Raw genomic sequence first — 18,734 nt, forward strand, 5'->3', positions numbered from 1 at the left:
CCGTCAGTGTCGGAGTTCGGCTCCCACCGCCGTCGCCGCTGCCGCGACGGCGGCATCGCGAGCGGCACTCGCCTCGTCCTCGGTCAACGTACGGTCGGCCGCTCGGAACCGCAGGGCGAAAGCCAGCGACTTCCGGCCGGCACCGACCTGATCGCCGGAGAACACGTCGAAGACACGAATGTCCTCGAGGAGTGGGCCCGCCCCCGACACCAGAGCCGACTGCACGGCGGCGGCCGGGACGGACTCGTCGACGACGACCGCGACGTCCTGCAGCACGGCGGGGAACGGCGAGATGGACGGCGACGGCAGCGGCTCGCGGGTGGGAACGAGATCGAGGTCGATCTCCACCGCGCAGGTCCGCGGCGGCAGACCGGCGCGCTCGAGGACACCGGGATGCAGCTCACCCGCGTGCCCGACCACGACACCGTCGACAACGACTTCGGCACACCGGCCCGGATGCCACGGAAGGTACTGGGCGGACCGGAGTTCCACCTCGACGCCGGACGCGCTCGCGATCGTCCTCGCTGCGCTGAAGGCATCGGTGGCGTCGGCAGGACGGCCGGCGCCCCACGGCCCGGGTGCCGTGACCGCACCGGTCAGCACGACGGCGGCGTGCAGCGGCTGCACCGGCAACGACTGCTTCAGAGCGTCGATCTCGTCCTCGGTGGGACGACGGTCGACGGCGAGCGCATCGATCGGGCGCGTGCCCTCGCCCGGTTCGACGACCTGCGCGACGGCGAACAGCGCCAGATCCCGCTGTCCGCGCGAGACGTTGCGCTGGGCGATCTCCAGGAGACCGGGGACGAGAGTGGTCGCCAGTTCGGGTCGGTCCGCCTCCAACGGATTGAGCACCCGCGTGGTCACCCGGCGCGGATCGTCCGCGTCGAGTCCCCAGACGTCGAAGACCCCGGCCGGCAGGAACACGGGCGCGAGGACCTCGACGTGCCCTGTGTAGGCCAGTGCCCGACCCACCGCCCGGCGACGACGCTGAGCGGCGGTGAGTCCGCGGCCCGCGGGAGCGCGCGGCAGGACGGACGGAATGGACTCCAGTCCCTCGAGTCGCAGCACCTCCTCGACCAGGTCGGCGGCCTGACGGAGGTCGGGACGCCACGTCGGCGGCGTCACGACGGCCACCCCGCGCCCGGCCTCGGACACGTCCACGACGACGTCGCACCCGACCTGCGTGAGGCGGCGCACCGCGGTTCCGCTCGGATAGGTCACACCCGCCACCCGGTCCGGCAGGTCGAGATCCATGGTCACGGTCTCGGACACAGTCGGTGCACCGATGTCGGTGAGCAGCGGCTCCACCCGGCCGCCCGCGATCGAGGCCAGCAGTGCGGCGGCACGGTCGAGCGCGCGCACCGGGAGAGCGGAGTCCACCACACGTTCGTAGCGACGGCTCGCCTCACTGGGCAGCCGGTGACGGCGCGCGGTGCGGAACACGGCGAGCGGGCTCCAGATGGCCGCCTCGAGCAGGATGTCGGTGGTCTCGTCGCCCACCTCGGTGGACGCGCCACCCATGACACCGGCCAACGAGACCACGCCGGACTCGTCCGCAATGACGACGTCCTCCGGGTCGAGGGTGCGCACGGTGTCGTCGAGGGTGCGGAGCGTCTCCCCCGCCTCGGCCCGGCGGACCACCAACCCGCCCGACAGCGCGGAGGCGTCGAACGCGTGGAGTGGTTGGCCCAGCTCGAGCATGACGTAGTTGGTGACGTCGACCGCGGGCGAGATGGGTCGCACCCCGGACAGCAGCAGCCGTCGCTGGATCGTCCAGGGGGTCACCGCGGCCGGATCGATGCCCACGACGCGGCGCGCGGCGAAACGGGTGGCACCCGACTCGGAACGGACGTCGACGGGCCACGCCTCGCCCTCGGAGGCGGCCGCGGACACGACTGGCTGCGGGGCGTCGGCGGGATCGACGAAGCCCAGGTCGAAACCGCACGCCAGTTCGCGGCCGAGACCGCGCACGCTCAGGGCGTAACCGCGATCGGGCGTCACATTGACGTCGAACACGGTGTCGTCCATGCCCAGAACGGCGAGTGCGTCGTCGCCGGGCTCGGCCGTGCCGACAGGCAGCACGAGAATGCCGGAGTGATCCGAACCGAGACCGAGCTCGGACACCGAGCAGATCATGCCGTCGGACGTGCGCCCGTACGTGGACCGCGCGGCGATGGCGAACCCGCCGGGCAGAACACTGCCGGGAAGTGCGGCCACGATGAGGTCGCCCTCCGCGAAGTTCCTTGCACCGCAAACGATTCCGCGGGGCTCAGCCTCGCCCACCTCGACCAGGCAGAAGCGGATCGGCTTCTTGAACTCGGTCAACTCCTCGATGGACTGCACACGGCCGACGACCAACGGGCCCGTGATCTCCGGAAGGGGGATGACGTCCTCGATCTCGAAGCCGACGGACACGAACCCCGCGTCGAGCTCGTCAGCAGTGACGCTCCACTCAGGAGCGGCCTTCCGGACGACCTCGGTCAACCAGGACTGGGGCACTCGCACGACTTCTCCACTCTCTCTGTCTGAATGCTTGTCTGCAGGGGCCGAGCGTCAGCCGGCCACGCCGAAGGGCAGGCTGAACCGCACGTCGCCCTCGACGATGTCGCGCATGTCGGGAATGTCGTTGCGGAACTGCAGCGTTCGCTCGAGGCCCATACCGAAGGCGAACCCGCTGTAGATCTCCGGGTCGACGCCACAGGCGCGCAGCACGTTCGGATTCACCATGCCGCAGCCACCCCACTCGACCCAGCCCGCTCCACCCTTCTTGCGGGGGAACCACACGTCCACCTCCGCGGACGGCTCGGTGAACGGGAAGTAGTTGGGGCGCATACGGGTCCGCGTCTCCGGGCCGAACAGCGCACGCGCGAACGCGTCGAGCGTGCCGCGGAGATTGGCGAGCGTGAGCCCCTTGTCCACGGCGAGTCCCTCGACCTGATGAAAGACGGGCGTGTGCGTCGCGTCGAGTTCGTCCGTACGGAACGTACGCCCGGGGCACACCACGTAGATCGGCAGGTCGCGCTCGAGCATCGACCGCACCTGCACCGGCGAGGTGTGCGTGCGCAGCACCTGACGAGACCCCTCGGGCGCGACGTGGAACGTGTCCTGCATCGTCCGCGCGGGATGGTCGGGCAGGAAGTTGAGCGCGTCGAAGTTGAAGTGCTCGGTCTCCACCTCCGGGCCCTCGGCCACCTCCCACCCCATCGCCACGAAGACGTCGGCGACCTGATCGGCGATGACGGTGATGGGATGGCGGGCACCCACCGGGCGGCGGACGGACGGCAGGGTCACGTCGATCGCCTCGGCGACGAGCACGGCCGCGTCACGTTCGGCGAGCAGCACCTCACGACGATCGTCGAACGCGATCCGCACGCGGTCACGCGCCACCTTGACCCGCTTGCCGGCGTCGGCCCGCTCGGTCTTCGGCAGCGAGCCCAACGCGCGCTGTGCGAGCGCGAGGGGCGCCTTGTTCCCGATGTGGTGGATCTTGGCCTCGGACAGAGCGTCGATGTCGGACGCGGCGGCGAAGGCGGACTCGGCCTCGGTGACGGCTGCGTCCAGCGCCGCGTCGGTCAGCGCCTCCGCGTCGGCAGCGGCCTGATCGGCCTGCGCTTCACCCTCGTTGCGCTCCACGTCCACACACTCCATCGTCTCGATCGGCGAGCACCTCTGTCGCGATGCTCCTCACGGTCGCCGGGCAGAACCCGGCGGGGAAAGCCTAGGCGGTGCCCCCGCGGCGCTGCACCCGCGCACCGGCGTACAGACACACGGCGGCCGCGGTGGCGAGGTTGAGACTCTCGGCGCGGCCATGGATGGGAATGCGCACCCGGTGATCCGCAGCGGCCGCGACCTCGCGGGACAGCCCGTGCGCCTCGTTGCCGAACACCCAGGCGGTGGGCCCGGCCAGCGCGTCGTCGGCGTCGTCGAGGTCCAGTTCACCGTCGACGGTCGTCGCCAGCAGACTGGCGCCGGTCGCACGGACCGCGTCGAGTACCGCCGTCACCGAACGCTCCCGTGCGACGGGGAGATGGAAGAGACTTCCGGCGGACGCGCGGACGCTCTTGCCGTTCAGCGGATCGACACTGTCCCCGGCGAAGATCACCGCGCCGGCGCCGGCGGCGTCCGAGACGCGCAGGATGGTGCCCGCGTTGCCCGGCTCGGAGATGTCGACGACGACCGTCACGAGTGACGGGTTCGCGGCCAACGCCTCGGCCAGGGAGACGACGACGGACGTGCACACGGCCACGATTCCCGGCGGCGTCACGGTGTCCGACAGCGATTTCGCCGCGCGCTCGGTCATCAGCTGCGGCTGCGCACCGGCCGCGGCCGACGCCTCGAGCAGTCCGCGGTGCTCGTCGAACCAGCGCTCGGTGGCGAACACCTCGCGCACGACACCGGCGGCGACCGCCTCGGTCACCGCGTTCTCTCCCTCCGCGAGGAAGAGGCCGGTTCGCCGACGTTCGACGCCGCGCTGCAGCTTGACAGCCGAAACGACCCGCGGAGTCCGCTCGGTGAGCGGCGCCGCGGGTCGTGACGGAGTGTCGTCGAAGCGCCTGATCAGGCTGCTTCTCCGGCCGGTGCGTTGATGTCGGCAGGCAGTGCCGCCTTGGCGATCTCGACGAGTGCGGTGAACGCCGCAGCGTCGGAGACCGCGAGCTCGGCGAGGATCTTGCGGTCGACCTCGACCTCGGCGATCTTCAGACCCTGCACGAAACGGTTGTACGTGATGTCGTTCGCCCGAGCTGCCGCGTTGATACGCGTGATCCACAGCTTGCGGAAGTCACCCTTGCGAGCGCGGCGATCGCGGTACGCGTAGGTGAGCGAGTGGAGCTGCTGCTCCTTCGCCTTGGTGTAGAGACGCGAACGCTGCCCGCGGTATCCGCTGGACGCCTCGAGAATCGAACGACGCTTCTTCTGGGCGTTGACCGCCCTTTTCACGCGTGCCACTGGTGAATCCTGTCGTAGAGGGGCCTAGGGCCCGGGTGGGAAAGAGATCAGAGACCGAGAAGCCGCTTGACGCGGGGAACGTCGTTGGGGCTGACGACGGCCTTGCCGTCGAGGCGACGCGTCACGCGCGAGGACTTGTGCTCGAGCAGGTGGCGGCGGCCGGCCTTCTGGCGCAGGATCTTTCCGCTACCGGACACCTTGAATCGCTTCGCGGTGCCGCTGTGAGTCTTCGACTTGGGCATGAGTCCTCAGTTCTGTTACTTCGGTCGGTGGTGCTGGTGGATCCGAGCGCTCAGGCGCTCGGTGTGGCTGGTGCCTGCGGCGTCGCCGGCGTCTGCGGAGCAGCGGGTGCCGGCGGTGTCGCCTCGGCGGCGGGTGCAGCAGTCGGCGCGGAGGCCGGCGGCGGCACGGTGGCGCGCGGTGCGTTGGACGCCTCCGCTGCCTTCGCCCTGGTCTTGGCGCCCTTGTGCGGAGCCAGGACCATCGTCATGTTGCGGCCGTCCTGCTTGGCCGAGGTCTCGACGAAGCCGTGCTCGGCGACGTCGGCGCCCAGGCGCTGCAGGAGGCGGTAACCGAGTTCGGGCCGCGACTGCTCGCGTCCACGGAACATGATGGTCACCTTGACCTTGGACCCGGCCTCGAGGAAGCGGACGACATGGCCCTTCTTCGTCTCGTAGTCGTGGTCGTCGATCTTGGGACGAAGCTTCTGCTCCTTGATGACCGTGAGCGTCTGGTTCTTACGCGACTCACGAGCCTTCTGCGCGGCTTCGTACTTGAACTTGCCGTAGTCCATGATCTTGCAGACCGGCGGACGGGCGTCGGGTGCGACCTCGACGAGGTCGAGATCGGCTTCGACAGCCAGGCGGAGTGCATCTTCAACACGCACGATCCCCACCTGTTCACCGCCAGGTCCGACGAGTCGGACTTCGGGAACTCGGATGCGATCGTTGATGCGGGTCTCAGTGCTGATGGGGCCTCCTCGGTAGTGCGGTGACGGATGGTGGTGCTCGACCCGATGCGGTGCGCCGTCCTACGCGCTCCACACCGGCGCTCGTGCTCTCCGTCTACCTCGACACCGTGGCCACCCGATTTGTTCCCGCGGGAACCTTCCGAACGACGAAAACCCCGTCGCTCACGATCGAGATCGCGAGCAGCGGGGTCCGGTACCGACCGGTCGACGGATGTCACCATCCGCGGGCCACCTCGTCTCGTCGACGAAGCGCACCACTTCCCGATGTGGCTGGGAAGGACCGGAACCACTGCCCGGCGAACCGTGCGGTGGTGGGAGTCGGACTCCACTTGCTGCCTCCGGGTTCCGCATCCGTGCCCGGCACTTGCGCGCCGACACGGACACACCTGAAGGCGGTCGTGGAAAGAAGAATAACACCAGGTGCCCTCGCGGACCGAATCCGTCCGGTCACGCACCGGGCGGGGACGTCGGTGTCGGCGCATCGTGGCATCGTCTGATGTCATGACGACCCCCGATGATGCCGTTCAGGCCGGTGCTCCACAGGTGGAGGGCGATGCGCCGCAGCTCGAGCCGGACGTGCGTGAACTGGCCGACGTCCCTGCGATCGAGGTCATCAGCCGCGCCGCGGTGATGCTCATGAGCTCCGCCGCCGAGAAGCTGGGACTCTCCGACGCGGATCCGTCCGACAGCCCCCACCTCGACCTCGACGAGGCGCGACGCGTGATCACCGCACTCGCCGGACTGGTCACGGCCTCCGTGGAGTACCTGGGACCGCACGCCGGCCCCATCCGCGAAGGGCTGCAGGCACTGCAGAAGGCGTTCCGCGAGCAGTCGGCGCACCCGGACGCGCCCGGCGCCGGGCCCGGCGAGAAGTACACCGGGCCCGTCCACTGACCGTCACGCGACGGCCCGGTCAGGAGACCGCGACAGGCTTGCGCTTGCGGGTCCGCTTGACCGGGACCGGTGGGGTCGAGGCGGCGTCGAGAGACTCCTGCAGGAACTTGCCGGTGTAGCTCTCGGGCACGGCGGCGATCTGCTCGGGAGTGCCCTCGGCCACCATCGTTCCGCCGCCGGATCCGCCCTCGGGTCCCATGTCGATGACCCAGTCGGACGTCTTGATGACGTCCAGGTTGTGCTCGATGACGATGACGGTGTTGCCCTTGTCCACCAGACCGTTGATCACCAGCAACAGCTTGCGGATGTCCTCGAAGTGCAGACCCGTGGTCGGCTCGTCGAGGATGTACACCGTGCGTCCCATGGAGCGCTTCTGCAGCTCTGCGGCCAGCTTCACACGCTGCGCCTCGCCGCCGGACAGCGTGGTGGCCGGCTGCCCCAGACGGACATAGCCCAGGCCCACCTCGTTCAGCGTCTTGAGGTACCGGTGGATCGAGGTGATCGGTTCGAAGAAGTCGGCCGCCTCCTCGATGGGCATGTTCAGCACCTCGGCGATGGTCTTGCCCTTGTAGTGGACCTCGAGCGTCTCCCGGTTGTACCGGGCACCGTGGCACACCTCGCACGGCACGTAGACGTCCGGCAGGAAGTTCATCTCGATCTTCAGGGTGCCGTCACCCGAGCACGCCTCGCACCGGCCGCCCTTCACGTTGAAGGAGAACCGACCCGGCTGGTAGCCACGGATCTTGGCCTCGGTCGTCGCGGCGAACAGTGTCCTGATCTTGTCGAACACCCCGGTGTAGGTGGCCGCGTTGGACCGCGGCGTACGGCCGATGGGTGACTGGTCGACCCGGACCAGCTTGTCCAGCTGGTCGAGGCCGTTGACGCGGGTGTGCCGACCGGGTACCTGACGAGCGCCGTTGAGCTTGTTCGCCATCACCGTCGCCAGGATGTCGTTGACCAGCGTGGACTTGCCCGATCCCGACACGCCCGTCACGGAGGTGAGCACTCCCAGCGGGAAGCTGACGTCGATGTCCTGCAGGTTGTGCTCCCGGGCACCGATCACGGAGATCTTGCGCTTGGGATCGATCGGGCGACGTACCGCCGGGACATCGATGGCCGAGCGACCCGAGAGGTACGCCCCGGTGAGGCTCTCCGCGTTGGTGAGAAGCGTCTCGTAGGTTCCGCTGTGCACGACACGTCCGCCGCGCTCACCGGCGAGCGGGCCGATGTCGACGACCCAGTCGGACGTGCGAATGGTGTCCTCGTCGTGCTCGACGACGATGAGCGTGTTGCCGAGGTTGCGCAGCCGCGTGAGCGTGTCGATGAGCCGGCGGTTGTCCCGCTGGTGGAGGCCGATGGACGGCTCGTCCAGCACGTACAGGACTCCGACGAGACCACTGCCGATCTGCGTCGCCAGGCGGATGCGCTGCGCCTCGCCGCCCGACAGCGTTCCTGCCGCGCGCGACAGCGTGAGGTACTCGAGTCCCACGTCCAGCAGGAAGCCGAGGCGGGCCTGGATCTCCTTGAGCACCTGGCCGGCGATGGCCTCCTCACGCGGACCGAGCGTCAGCGTGTTGAGGAAGTTCGAGCACTCCGAGATGGACAGTGCACACACGTCGGCGATGGACTTGTCCCCGAAATCGCCCGCGGCGATGGTCACGGACAGGATCTCGGGGCGCAGGCGGGCACCCTCGCACACCGGGCAGTCGACCTCCCGCATGTAGCCGTCGTAGCGCTCCTTCATCTGCTCCGACTCGGTCTGATCCATCCGACGGTGCAGGAAGGGCATGACGCCCTCGAACTCGGCGTAGTAGGACCGGGTGCGTCCGTACCGGTTCTTGTAGCGGACGTGCACCTGATGCTCGCTGCCCTCGAGGACGGCACGCTTCACCTTGGCCGGCAGCTTCCGCCACGGTGTGTCGATGTCGAAGCCCATGGCGTCGGCGAGCCCGGACAGCAGCCGGCCGAAGTACTCGGACGTCTGGCCCATGGACCACGGCGCGATGGCGCCGTCCGCCAGGCTCAGATCGGGGTCCGGAACCACCAGTTCGGGGTCGACCTCCTTGCGGATGCCGAGTCCCGCACACTCGGGGCACGCGCCGTAGGGCGAGTTGAACGAGAACGCGCGGGGTTCGAGTTCGTCGACGGACAGCGGGTGCCCGTTGGGGCACGCCAGACGCTCGGAGAACCGGCGCTCACGGTCGGCGGCGTTCTCCTCGCGGTCGACGAAGTCGAGCACCAGGATGCCGTCGGCGAGGCGCAGCGCGGTCTCCACCGAGTCGGTGAGCCGCTGCTTGGACGACGCCTTGACGGTCAGGCGGTCGACCACCACCTCGATGTCGTGCTTGTCCTGCTTCTTCAGCTTGGGCGGATCGGTGAGCTGGTGCACGGTGCCGTCGACGCGGATACGCGAGTAACCCTGCGTGTTGAGCTGCTCGAAGAGATCGACGAACTCGCCCTTGCGGGTGCGCACGACGGGAGCGAGCACCTGGAAACGCAGGCCCTCCTCCATCGCGAGCACCTGGTCGACGATCTGCTGGGGCGACTGCTTGGCGATGCGCTCACCGCACTGCGGGCAGTGCGCCGTGCCGGCGCGTGCGTAGAGCAGGCGCAGGTAGTCGTAGACCTCGGTGATGGTGCCGACCGTGGACCGCGGGTTGCGGTTGGTCGACTTCTGATCGATCGAGACCGCGGGCGAGAGGCCCTCGATGAAGTCGACGTCCGGCTTGTCCATCTGGCCCAGGAACTGGCGCGCGTAGGCCGAGAGCGACTCGACGTAGCGGCGCTGACCCTCGGCGAAGATGGTGTCGAACGCCAGGCTCGACTTGCCCGACCCGGACAGACCGGTGAACACGATGAGACTGTCCCGGGGCAGATCGATGTCGACGCCCTTGAGATTGTGTTCGCGTGCGCCCTGCACTACCAGGCGATCCGCCACGGTTGTCCTCTCCTTCGTCACGGCCCACGGCCGTGCAACGTGCTGCGTCGACTCTCTCGTCGACCGCGTGAACTGCCCACTCTTCGTCGGACATGTCGTGTTCGGACACGACAGGCTTCGACGACCATATGCCCGAGGTCCGACAGACTCGACCGGCCGACGGGCTCCGCGCCCGGCTCACGACCGGTCGTCGTGGGTAATCTCACGCTCATGACCGAGAATGCACCGACGATCTCCGACGACTACACCGGCGAGGTGTCCGTGGGGACGGGCTCGCAGCGCCGGACCCTGTCGCACGCCACGATCGTGAAGACCTCGGTGGGCCCGATGGACAACAACGCCTACCTCGTCATCTGTTCCCGGACGGGCCGATCGCTGCTCGTCGACGCCGCGAACGACGCTCCGACGCTGCGCGCCGTCGTCGACCACGTGGCACCCGAGGTCTCGCTGATCGTCACGACGCACCAGCACTTCGACCACTGGCAGGCGCTCGAGGACGTCGCGTCGGCGACGGGCGCCCCGTCGGCGGCACATCCGCTCGATGCGGAACCGCTCCCCGTCGCCCCCACCCGCCTGCTCGACGACGGCGACTCCGTGCAGGTCGGCGACGTCACCCTCGACGTGATCCACCTCCGCGGCCACACTCCCGGGTCGATCGCGCTGGCGCTCACGGACCCCGAGAGCGGCGTCGTGCACCTGTTCACCGGCGACTCGCTCTTCCCCGGCGGCGTCGGCAAGACCGACGGAGAGGCGAATTTCGTGTCGCTGCTGGACGACGTGGAATCGCGGATCTTCGGTCGCTACGACGATCGAACGGTCGTCTACCCGGGCCACGGCAAGGACACGACGCTGGGCTCGGAACGTCCTCACCTCCACGAATGGCGGACCCGCGGCTGGTGATCCGTCACCACGATCCGGTCCCCCGCCCGCCCGCGATTCAATCGCCGGGGCGGGGGGTATGGATACAGTTCGAGAGCGTCACATGCATGTCATGGGCGTGAACAACCGCACTCGTGCAGCCAGAGCAGTCCCCCACACCACAGCCGCAACGCAGGAGGCTCAGTGATTGTCCGCCGGATCGCCCGACCGATGCTCGCATCCATCTTCATCGCAGGAGGCGTGGATGCGCTGCGCAACCCCGCCGGAAGGGCTCAGGCCGCGAAGCCTCTGATCGAGAAGAGCCAGGACGCCCTTCCCGACGAGGTGACGCAGAACGTTCCCTCCGACCCCGAGACGCTGGTCAAGATCAACGCCGCGGTGCAGATCGGCGGCGGATTCCTTCTCGCGACCGGTCGGGCGCCGCGCCTCGCGTCCACCGTGCTCGCGGGCAGCCTCGTCCCGACGACCCTCGCAGGTCACTCCTTCTGGAACGAGACGGACCCGCAGGCGAAGGCGCTGCAGCGCACCCAGTTCATCAAGAACGTCAGCCTCCTCGGCGGCCTGCTCATCGCCGCCGTCGACACCGAGGGCAAGCCGTCCGTAGCCTGGCGCGGTCGCAAGGCGGCCAAGTCGGCCAAGGTCGCCGTCGCCGGCGCCCTCCCGCTGGTGTCCTCCTCGGACAGCTCCGAGACACTCGCCCACGCCGGCGAGCGCGCCAAGGAGCTCGCGGGCGTCGCCGCCGAGCGCGCACAGCCGCTCGTCGAGATCGCCTCGCAGCGTGGCGCCGAGCTGGCGGACGTCGCCCAGGATCGCGGCGGCAAGCTCGCCGAGCTGGCGAAGGAGCGCAGTGCCAAGTGGGCCGATCTGGCCGCTGCACGCGCATCCGAGTTCGCCGACGTCGCCCAGGATCGCGGCAGCAAGTACGCCGAGATCGCCGCGTCCCGCGGTGCCGAGCTGGCCGAGAAGGCCAAGGCCGACGGCAGCGATCTGGCGGAGAAGTACGGCAAGAAGGCCCGCAAGCAGGCCAAGAAGTCCGGCAAGGACGCGCGCAAGCAGTTCGACGCAGCGCGCAAGGAGTACAAGAAGCAGTACAAGTCCACCAGCAAGGACGCGCAGAAGCAGTTGCAGGCCTCGCTCGAGGACGCCGAGAAGCGCGCCAAGGAGGCACGGGCCCGCGTCGAGGGCACGGTGCACCAGTACCTCTGATCTTTTCCCCGCAGCACACGGCCGGTGTTCCCGAGAGATCGGGGGCACCGGCCGTTGCCGTCGGGAGCCCGTAGACTTTTCTGGCGCTTCCGTGCGCCGCCGAGAGGTGCACGACCGCCCTCGTCACCCCGCCCCACTCGCGTACAGGAGACCATGTGCCGGATCAGGGCACCCCGACAGATCTGCACGACGCCGACCTCGATCAGGAACAACAGCGCGTCACCCTGCTCTACGACCGCCTCGACGCTCTGCGGACCTATGCACGGTCCCGGCTGAGCGCCGTCCTGCTCCAGACGGGCGGGACACCGCAGGCGCGCAGCGAACGCGAGTCCTACTCGGCTCTCTACAACGACGACATCGCGAAGTACGACGCGTCCGAGAACGGTCTGTGCTTCGGCCGGATCGACGTCGAGGACGACGCGCCGCGCTACATCGGCCGTGTCGGCATCCTCGACGAGGACGACGACTACCAGTCGTTGCTCTACGACTGGCGCGCCCCGCTGGCCCGCCCGTTCTATCTCGCCACGCCCGCCGCCCCCGAGGGCGTCGTACGTCGTCGCCACATCCGGACGCGCAGTCGTCGCGTCACCGGGGTGGCGGACGAGTACCTGGACCTCCGGACGGCGCAGGACGCCGGCGTCGCCACCGGATCGGACGGTGTCGCTGGAGAGAGCGCTCTGCTGTCCGCGCTCAACGCCGCACGCACGGGACAGATGAACGACATCGTCGAGACCATCCAGCGCGAGCAGGACGACATCATCCGGTCCACGCATCGCAGCGTCCTGGTGGTGCAGGGTGGTCCCGGCACCGGCAAGACGGCGGTGGCCCTGCATCGCGCCGCCTACCTGCTGTACACGTACCGCAAGCAGCTGGACAAGAGCGGCGTGCTGATCATCGGACCGAACAGCACCTTCCTGGACTACATCGGCCAGGTGCTGCCCTCCCTGGGCGAGACGGGGGTGCTGCTGTCGACCATCGGGGATCTGTACCCGGGTGTCGACGCGAGCCGCGAGGACTCCGCGCGCGCGGCGGAACTCAAGGGCTCCCTCGACATCGTCGACGTCCTGATCGCCGCCGTGCGCGACCGTCAGGAACTTCCGTCGGAGCCGGTGTCGGTCGACTTCGACACCTACACATTGCGGATCGACCGCAAGATGGTCACGCGCGCACGGGGACGAGCGCGGTCCTCGCGTCGACCCCACAACCTCGCTCGACCGATCTTCGTGTCCACCATGATCGATCTGCTCGCCGACCAGTTCGCCGCCATCGTGGGCGGTGACGTGCTCGACGGGTCGAATCTGCTGAGCCGTGACGACATAGCCGACATCCGCGACGAGATGCGGGAGAGCCCCGAACTGATGGGTGCGATCGGCGCACTGTGGCCGGAGCTGTCCGCCCAGGACGTTCTCGCCGGACTGCTGGCCTCGGCCGAACGGCTGCGGACGGCCGCACCGGGGTGGGACCCCGAGGACCGTGCCGCCCTCGAACGGTCGGACGACGGACGCTTCAGCGGTGCCGACGCTCCCCTGCTCGACGAGCTCGCCGAGCTCCTGGGTATCGACGACGCTGCGGAACGCGAACGGGAACAGCGTCGCTGGCGCGCCCAGATCGAGGACGCCCAGGGCGCTCTCGACATCCTGACCGGATCGGCACCGCAGGATCTCGAGGACGAACTCGATCCGGAGATCCTCATGGCGTACGACCTCATCGACGCCGACAGACTCGCCCAGCGTCAGGGGCACGGACGCCGGTTGACGGCGGCCGAACGCGCGGCCGGCGACCGCACGTGGACCTACGGCCACGTCATCGTCGACGAGGCGCAGGAACTCTCGCAGATGGCGTGGCGGATGGTCATGCGCCGCATACCCAATCGATGGATGACCCTCGTGGGCGACGTGGCCCAGACGGGCGACACGGCGGGTGCCTCGTCCTGGCAGGACGTCCTGGGCCCCTATGTGGCGCAACGGTGGAAGCTGACCGAACTCACCGTGAACTACCGCACCCCCGCGGCGATCATGGAGATCGCCCGGCGAGTTCTCTCGACGCTCGACCCGGCCGCATCGATCCCGCGGTCGGTGCGGGACAACGGTGAGACGCCGTGGGCGCATCGAGTCACGGAGGACGATCTGGTGTCGGCGGTCGAACGCCACGTCGCCGCGCATCCGCGCCCGGGGATGTCGGCGGTGCTGGCACCCGCGGACATCGCCGCGCGGCTCGCACACCTGGGGGCCGACGACGTCCGGGTGTGCACGGTGCGCGACGCGAAGGGACTCGAGTTCGACTCGGTGCTCATCGTGGAACCCGCACGGATCGTGGACGACTCGGCCCGCGGCCTGAACGATCTGTACGTCGCGCTCACGCGCGCGACACAGCGGCTGGGAATCGTCCACACATCGCCGCTACCGGACGTGATGGGACCCATCGCCCCCCTGACGCAGTGATGCCGTCACGGCACGAACGGATCGTGCCGTGACGGCATCCAGCGGTGGTTCGAGCGTCAGTGCGTGGTGTGCACGATCAACACGTCGCAGCGCGCCTTGCGAGCCGCATCGGACGGAACCGAGCCGAGCAGGCGGCCGGTGAGCGAGTTCAGTCCACGGTTTCCCACCACGAGCAGATCCGCCTTCACCTCGCCGACGAGCTCGAGCAGCGAATCGACGGGGTTGCCCACCACGGGACGCTCCTCGATCGACGAGGCGCCGGCCGCCACCGCACGCTCCCGCGCGACACGCAGAATCTCCTGTGTCGGAGCGGATCCCGTGATCTGGTACGCGTCGTCCTTCAGTGCGTCCGCGTCCTGCGAGGACGCCTTCGAGTCCGCCGGGTAGTACGCACACGCGATGTAGAGCGTCGCGGCGGAATCGCCCGACAGCGCTGCCGCCTTCTCCACGGCCCGCAGTGACGAATCGGAGCCATCGGTTCCGACGACGACGTTGCGGTAAGCGCTCATACATTCCTCCAGTGGTCATGTCCCGACGATCATCGAGTGTCGATTCGAGACATTAGTCGCAGCGGCGACCGCCCGACGCGGCTTCCGGTCGAAAGCACGTGTCTCTCCCCTCGCATACATTGAAGTAATGCCACGACCCCGATTCCGGTTGCCCGGACGCGCCTCGACGCTCGGACGACCGGTGATCGTCGTCGTCGCGGTGCTCGTCGTCCTCGCCCTCGCCGTGGCGTCTTTCGCACTTCTGCGCGACTCGAACGGTTCCGCGTCGTCGGTGCGGACCGAGGACGCCGTCCGCACACTGCCGGAGAGTCCGGGCAGCAGTGCCACCGTCGACATCGACACGACGCTGTACCTGCCGGACACGGACGGGCCCGCGCCGGCGGTGTTGTTGGCCCACGGCTTCGGCGGCGACAAGAACTCGGTGGCCGCCCAGGCACGGGATCTCGCGTCGCGAGGGCTCGTCGTCCTCGCGTACAGCGCGCGCGGCTTCGGCCTCAGCACCGGCAGCATCGGCCTCAACGATCCCGATCGTGAGGTGGCCGACGCTCGCGGGCTGATCGACTACCTGGCCACTCGCCCCGAGGTGCAACTCGATTCCCCGGGTGACCCTCGGGTCGGCGTCGCCGGTGGTTCCTACGGCGGCGCGCTCGCGCTCATGGCGGCCGGAACCGATCCTCGCATCGACGCGGACGCCGCCTCGATCACGTGGAACGACCTAAACCAGTCCCTCTTTCCCAACTACTCGGTGGCCGAGCCGTCGTCGCAGGCACCGACACCCGCCGTGTCCGAGGGCAGCGACGCCGGCGTCCTGAAGCGCGGCTGGGCCGGCATCTTCTTCGGCGCCGGTGCGGCCCCCGCTCCCGGTGGAGCCGGCGACGCTCCGACATCGACCGCCCCCGCTGGAGCATGCGGCCGGTTCGCCCTCCAGGTGTGTCTCGCGTACGCGGAGTCCGCGGTGAGCGGACAACCGTCCGAGGCCACCAGCGAACTGCTGCGTGCGCGCTCGCCCCGGTCGTTCGCCTCCTCGATCACCGCACCCACCCTGCTCGTGCAGGGCCAGCGCGACACCCTCTTCGGACTCGACCAGGCCGACGCCACCGCGCGGCAGATCGCGGCGGCCGGTGGCTCGGTCCAGGTGCGGTGGTTCGACGGCGGCCACGATGCCGGCGGGACCGACGCCACCGCGGACGGTGCGGTCGCGGACTTCCTGGTGCAGCATCTGATCGGGGACGGGACCGACTCCCCGCGCGCCGATTCGGCGTTCACGTACGCGTTGGCGGGCGATCCGACCGACCAGGGCGATCGGGCTCGCGAGCTCACCGCCGCCGCGTATCCGGGGCTCTCGGACGCCACTCCGACCGAACGCCAGGACTTCCCGCTCACCTCGGCCACCGGCAACGACACTCAGACCGTCGTCCGGCCGCCCGGTGGGTCCCCGGCTGCTCTCACGTCTCTGCCCGGGGTCGGCTCCGCCTCGGTCCTCGGCGGCGCCGCGGCCGGGCTCGGCGGGGCCGCGAGCGCACTCCTGACGGGCGACATCCCGGGACAGACCGCGTCGTTCGTCACGGAGCCGCTCGACTCGTCGTACACGATCGTCGGTACGTCGTCGGTGTCCGTCACCGTCGGTCCGACCACCTCGCCGAGCGGCACCGTGCTCTTCGCCAAGCTGTACGACGTGTCCGACGACGGTCGACGCACTCTGCCCAACGGCCTGGTGTCCGCGGTGCGGGTCCCCCCGTCCGACCAGCCCTCCACGGTGAGCGTCACGTTGCCGGGCATGGCATACCAGGTCGCCGCCGGGAATCGCGTCGAGGTGGCGTTCTCCACCACCGACCAGGCCTACGCCGTCCCGCTCGAGCCCGCGGCGGTGTCGGTCACACTCTCCGACGCCACGCTCGCGCTGCCCGAGGTACCCGCCGAGAACGCGGAGTCGACGTTCCCGTGGGTCCCCGTCGTGGGCATCGCGGGTCTCGCCGTGCTGGTCGCCGCCCTCGTCGCTCTCGCATCGTTCATCTCCCGGCGTCGCACCGTCGCCGAGGTGGACGAGTCGCTGGTGGACGTCCCGCTGGTGATCACCGATCTCGCGAAGAGCTACTCCAACGGCTTCCGCGCGGTGGACGGCGTGTCGTTCCGCGTCGGCGCGGGGCAGGTGCTCGGGCTCCTCGGCCCCAACGGCGCCGGCAAGACCACCACGCTGCGCATGCTGATGGGCCTCATCACGCCCTCCAGCGGCGAGATCCGGGTCTTCGGGCACCTGGTCTCTCCGGGGGCGCCGGTCCTGTCCCGACTCGGTTCCTTCGTCGAGGGGTCCGGATTCCTTCCCCATCTCTCGGGGATGGAGAACCTGGACCTGTACTGGAAGGCGACCGGCCGACCGGCGGAGGACGCCCATCTCGAGGAGGCACTCGAGATCGCCGACCTCGGCACGGCGATCCACCGCAAGGTCCGGTCGTACAGCCAGGGCATGCGGCAACGACTCGCCATCGCGCAGGCGATGCTCGGACTCCCGGACCTCATGGTCCTGGACGAACCCACCAACGGGCTCGACCCGCCCCAGATCCGCACCATGCGCGACGTCCTCATCCGCTACGCGCAGACGGGCCGCACGGTCCTGGTCAGCAGCCACCTGCTGGCGGAGGTCGAGCAGACCTGCACGCACGTCGTCGTCATGAACAAGGGCGTCGTCATCAGCTCCGGGACGGTCGACGATCTGATCGGCGCGAGCGGTCCTCTGGAGTTCCGTGTCGATCGGCCCGCCGATGCCGTCTCGGTGCTGCGAGGCATCGACGGCATGGGCGAGGTCGTCGAGGCGGAACCGGAGGGCGCGATCAAGGCGCAGCTCGGAGTGCTCGATCCCGCAATGGTGGTGCGGACGTTGGTGGGCGCCGGTATCGGCGTCTCCTCCGCGTCGCGATCGACACGACTCGAGGACGTCTTCCTCGACCTCGTGCACGACGACACCGACCGACTCCGTCATGCGGCGGAAGCATCCTCGGGGAACGGAACGACCACATGAGCGCCGACAGTCGACCGACGACCACCACCGCGGCGCATCCGGACGGCCGGGTCGCGGGGTACACCCCCGCGGGCACGCTGTCGCTACGGACCGAGCTGACGCGGCAGTTCACGCGGCGGAGAACCCAGTTGTCCCTGGGCTTCCTCGCGTTGCTGCCCGTCATCATGGCAATCGCGTTCACGGTGGGCGGGTCGGACTCCGACACCGCCAGCGGGAGCCTCATCGACCTGGGCACGCAGAGCGGGGTGAACTTTCTCGTCTTCGCTCTGTTCGTGTCGGTGGGATTCCTGCTGATCGTGGTGGTGGCGCTGTTCTTCGGCGACGCGATCGCCAGCGAGGCATCGTGGTCGAGTCTGCGCTACCTGCTCGCGGTTCCTGTTCCGCGAGGTCGGCTGCTGCGACAGAAGGCCCTGGTGTCGGCGATCCTGTCGCTCGCCGCGCTGCTCACGCTCGTGGGGGTGTCGCTCATCCTGGGCAGCGTGCTGTACGGCCTGGGGTCGCTGGTGTCACCCTTCGGCGATGCCCTGTCGTTCGGGCTGTCGATCGGGCGGCTCGCGATCGGCGTCGTCTTCATCGCGATCAATCTGACGTGGGTGGCCGGGCTGGCACTCGCCCTGTCGGTGTCCACCGACGCGCCCCTGGGCGCGGTCGGCGGCACGGTGATGGTGTCCATCGTGGCCCAGATCCTCGATCAGATCACGGCACTGGGATCACTGCGCAACCTGTTGCCCGGCCACTACTCGACGTCGTGGACGGGCGTGCTGTCACCGACGCTGTCGTGGAACGACCTGCTCGACGGCGCCTTCTCCTCGCTCGCGTACGCCACGATCTTCGGCATCATCGCGTGGCGACGATTCGCGACGAAGGACATCACGAGCTGACGACGAGGCCCGGCACCGTGTCCGTCGGTGCCGGGCCTTCTCGTGTGCGAGGA

Annotated in this window: 14 protein-coding genes; 6 read left to right on the forward strand and 8 right to left on the reverse strand. The window is 69.1% G+C overall.

What is annotated here, in order from left to right:
* Positions 1-3 precede the first annotated feature (3 nt).
* From pheT to infC, 6 genes are all read right to left on the reverse strand, one after another.
* Positions 4-2,505, reverse strand: a complete 2,502-nt coding sequence (pheT, locus tag OHB23_RS15775; protein ID WP_328809873.1) for a phenylalanine--tRNA ligase subunit beta — start codon at positions 2,503-2,505, stop codon at positions 4-6.
* 48 nt (positions 2,506-2,553) lie between these two features.
* On the reverse strand, positions 2,554-3,633 hold the full coding sequence (pheS, locus tag OHB23_RS15780) for a phenylalanine--tRNA ligase subunit alpha (RefSeq protein WP_027506744.1): 1,080 nt from the start codon (positions 3,631-3,633) through the stop codon (positions 2,554-2,556).
* 85 nt (positions 3,634-3,718) lie between these two features.
* Positions 3,719-4,558, reverse strand: coding sequence for a TrmH family RNA methyltransferase (locus tag OHB23_RS15785; RefSeq protein ID WP_037186780.1), 840 nt, complete (start codon positions 4,556-4,558; stop codon positions 3,719-3,721).
* Positions 4,558-4,947 (reverse strand): 50S ribosomal protein L20, encoded by a 390-nt coding sequence (rplT, locus tag OHB23_RS15790; RefSeq protein ID WP_027506746.1) that lies wholly within the window; start codon positions 4,945-4,947, stop codon positions 4,558-4,560. Before rplT ends, OHB23_RS15785 begins: the two co-directional genes overlap by 1 nt.
* A 47-nt stretch (positions 4,948-4,994) precedes the next feature.
* On the reverse strand, positions 4,995-5,189 hold the full coding sequence (rpmI, locus tag OHB23_RS15795; protein ID WP_027506747.1) for a 50S ribosomal protein L35: 195 nt from the start codon (positions 5,187-5,189) through the stop codon (positions 4,995-4,997).
* Positions 5,190-5,239: 50 nt separating this feature from the next.
* The gene (gene infC, locus OHB23_RS15800) at positions 5,240-5,917 is read right to left on the reverse strand and encodes a translation initiation factor IF-3 (RefSeq protein WP_082544654.1); all 678 of its coding nucleotides are present in this window, start codon (positions 5,915-5,917) and stop codon (positions 5,240-5,242) included.
* Between the two features lie 501 nt (positions 5,918-6,418).
* Here infC and OHB23_RS15805 point away from each other — a divergent pair.
* Positions 6,419-6,811, forward strand: coding sequence for a DUF1844 domain-containing protein (locus OHB23_RS15805; protein ID WP_231476444.1), 393 nt, complete (start codon positions 6,419-6,421; stop codon positions 6,809-6,811).
* 19 nt (positions 6,812-6,830) lie between these two features.
* Here OHB23_RS15805 and uvrA read toward each other — a convergent pair whose 3' ends face one another.
* Complete coding sequence (gene uvrA / locus OHB23_RS15810; RefSeq protein ID WP_222627015.1) at positions 6,831-9,749, reverse strand: excinuclease ABC subunit UvrA; 2,919 nt, start codon at positions 9,747-9,749, stop codon at positions 6,831-6,833.
* 210 nt (positions 9,750-9,959) lie between these two features.
* On the opposite strand from uvrA, the gene OHB23_RS15815 reads away from it, so the two are divergent.
* The 3 genes from OHB23_RS15815 (at position 9,960) to OHB23_RS15825 (ending at position 14,275) form a co-directional block, all read left to right on the forward strand.
* Positions 9,960-10,649 (forward strand): MBL fold metallo-hydrolase, encoded by a 690-nt coding sequence (locus OHB23_RS15815; RefSeq protein ID WP_056447965.1) that lies wholly within the window; start codon positions 9,960-9,962, stop codon positions 10,647-10,649.
* A 162-nt stretch (positions 10,650-10,811) separates the two neighbouring features.
* On the forward strand, positions 10,812-11,834 hold the full coding sequence (locus OHB23_RS15820) for a DoxX family protein (protein ID WP_222627019.1): 1,023 nt from the start codon (positions 10,812-10,814) through the stop codon (positions 11,832-11,834).
* Positions 11,835-11,989: 155 nt separating this feature from the next.
* Positions 11,990-14,275, forward strand: a complete 2,286-nt coding sequence (locus OHB23_RS15825; RefSeq protein WP_328809874.1) for a HelD family protein — start codon at positions 11,990-11,992, stop codon at positions 14,273-14,275.
* 56 nt (positions 14,276-14,331) lie between these two features.
* Here OHB23_RS15825 and OHB23_RS15830 read toward each other — a convergent pair whose 3' ends face one another.
* A complete protein-coding gene (locus OHB23_RS15830) occupies positions 14,332-14,784 on the reverse strand; it encodes a universal stress protein (RefSeq protein ID WP_027506754.1) in 453 nt (150 codons plus the stop codon).
* Between the two features lie 127 nt (positions 14,785-14,911).
* Between OHB23_RS15830 and OHB23_RS15835 the strand changes: the two genes are divergently transcribed.
* Together OHB23_RS15835 and OHB23_RS15840 are read left to right on the forward strand one after the other, a co-directional pair.
* A complete protein-coding gene (locus OHB23_RS15835) occupies positions 14,912-17,800 on the forward strand; it encodes an alpha/beta fold hydrolase (protein WP_328809875.1) in 2,889 nt (962 codons plus the stop codon).
* Entirely contained in the window at positions 17,797-18,681 is an 885-nt protein-coding gene (locus OHB23_RS15840) for an ABC transporter permease (protein ID WP_027506755.1), read from the forward strand. The genes OHB23_RS15835 and OHB23_RS15840 overlap by 4 nt, the downstream gene beginning before the upstream one ends.
* Positions 18,682-18,734: the final 53 nt, after the last annotated feature.

The organism is Rhodococcus sp. NBC_00294 (genome assembly GCF_036163995.1).
Taxonomy (GTDB): Bacteria; Actinomycetota; Actinomycetes; order Mycobacteriales; family Mycobacteriaceae; genus Rhodococcoides.

What these genes read in the sequence shown, in the direction of transcription:
- rpmI (WP_027506747.1), bottom strand. Translation starts at nt 5,189, where the DNA reads ATGCCCAAGTCGAAGACTCACAGCGGCACCGCGAAGCGATTCAAGGTG.
- OHB23_RS15805 (WP_231476444.1), top strand. Translation starts at nt 6,419, where the DNA reads ATGACGACCCCCGATGATGCCGTTCAGGCCGGTGCTCCACAGGTGGAG.
- OHB23_RS15815 (WP_056447965.1), top strand. Translation starts at nt 9,960, where the DNA reads ATGACCGAGAATGCACCGACGATCTCCGACGACTACACCGGCGAGGTG.
- OHB23_RS15830 (WP_027506754.1), bottom strand. Translation starts at nt 14,784, where the DNA reads ATGAGCGCTTACCGCAACGTCGTCGTCGGAACCGATGGCTCCGATTCG.
- OHB23_RS15835 (WP_328809875.1), top strand. Translation starts at nt 14,912, where the DNA reads ATGCCACGACCCCGATTCCGGTTGCCCGGACGCGCCTCGACGCTCGGA.
- OHB23_RS15840 (WP_027506755.1), top strand. Translation starts at nt 17,797, where the DNA reads ATGAGCGCCGACAGTCGACCGACGACCACCACCGCGGCGCATCCGGAC.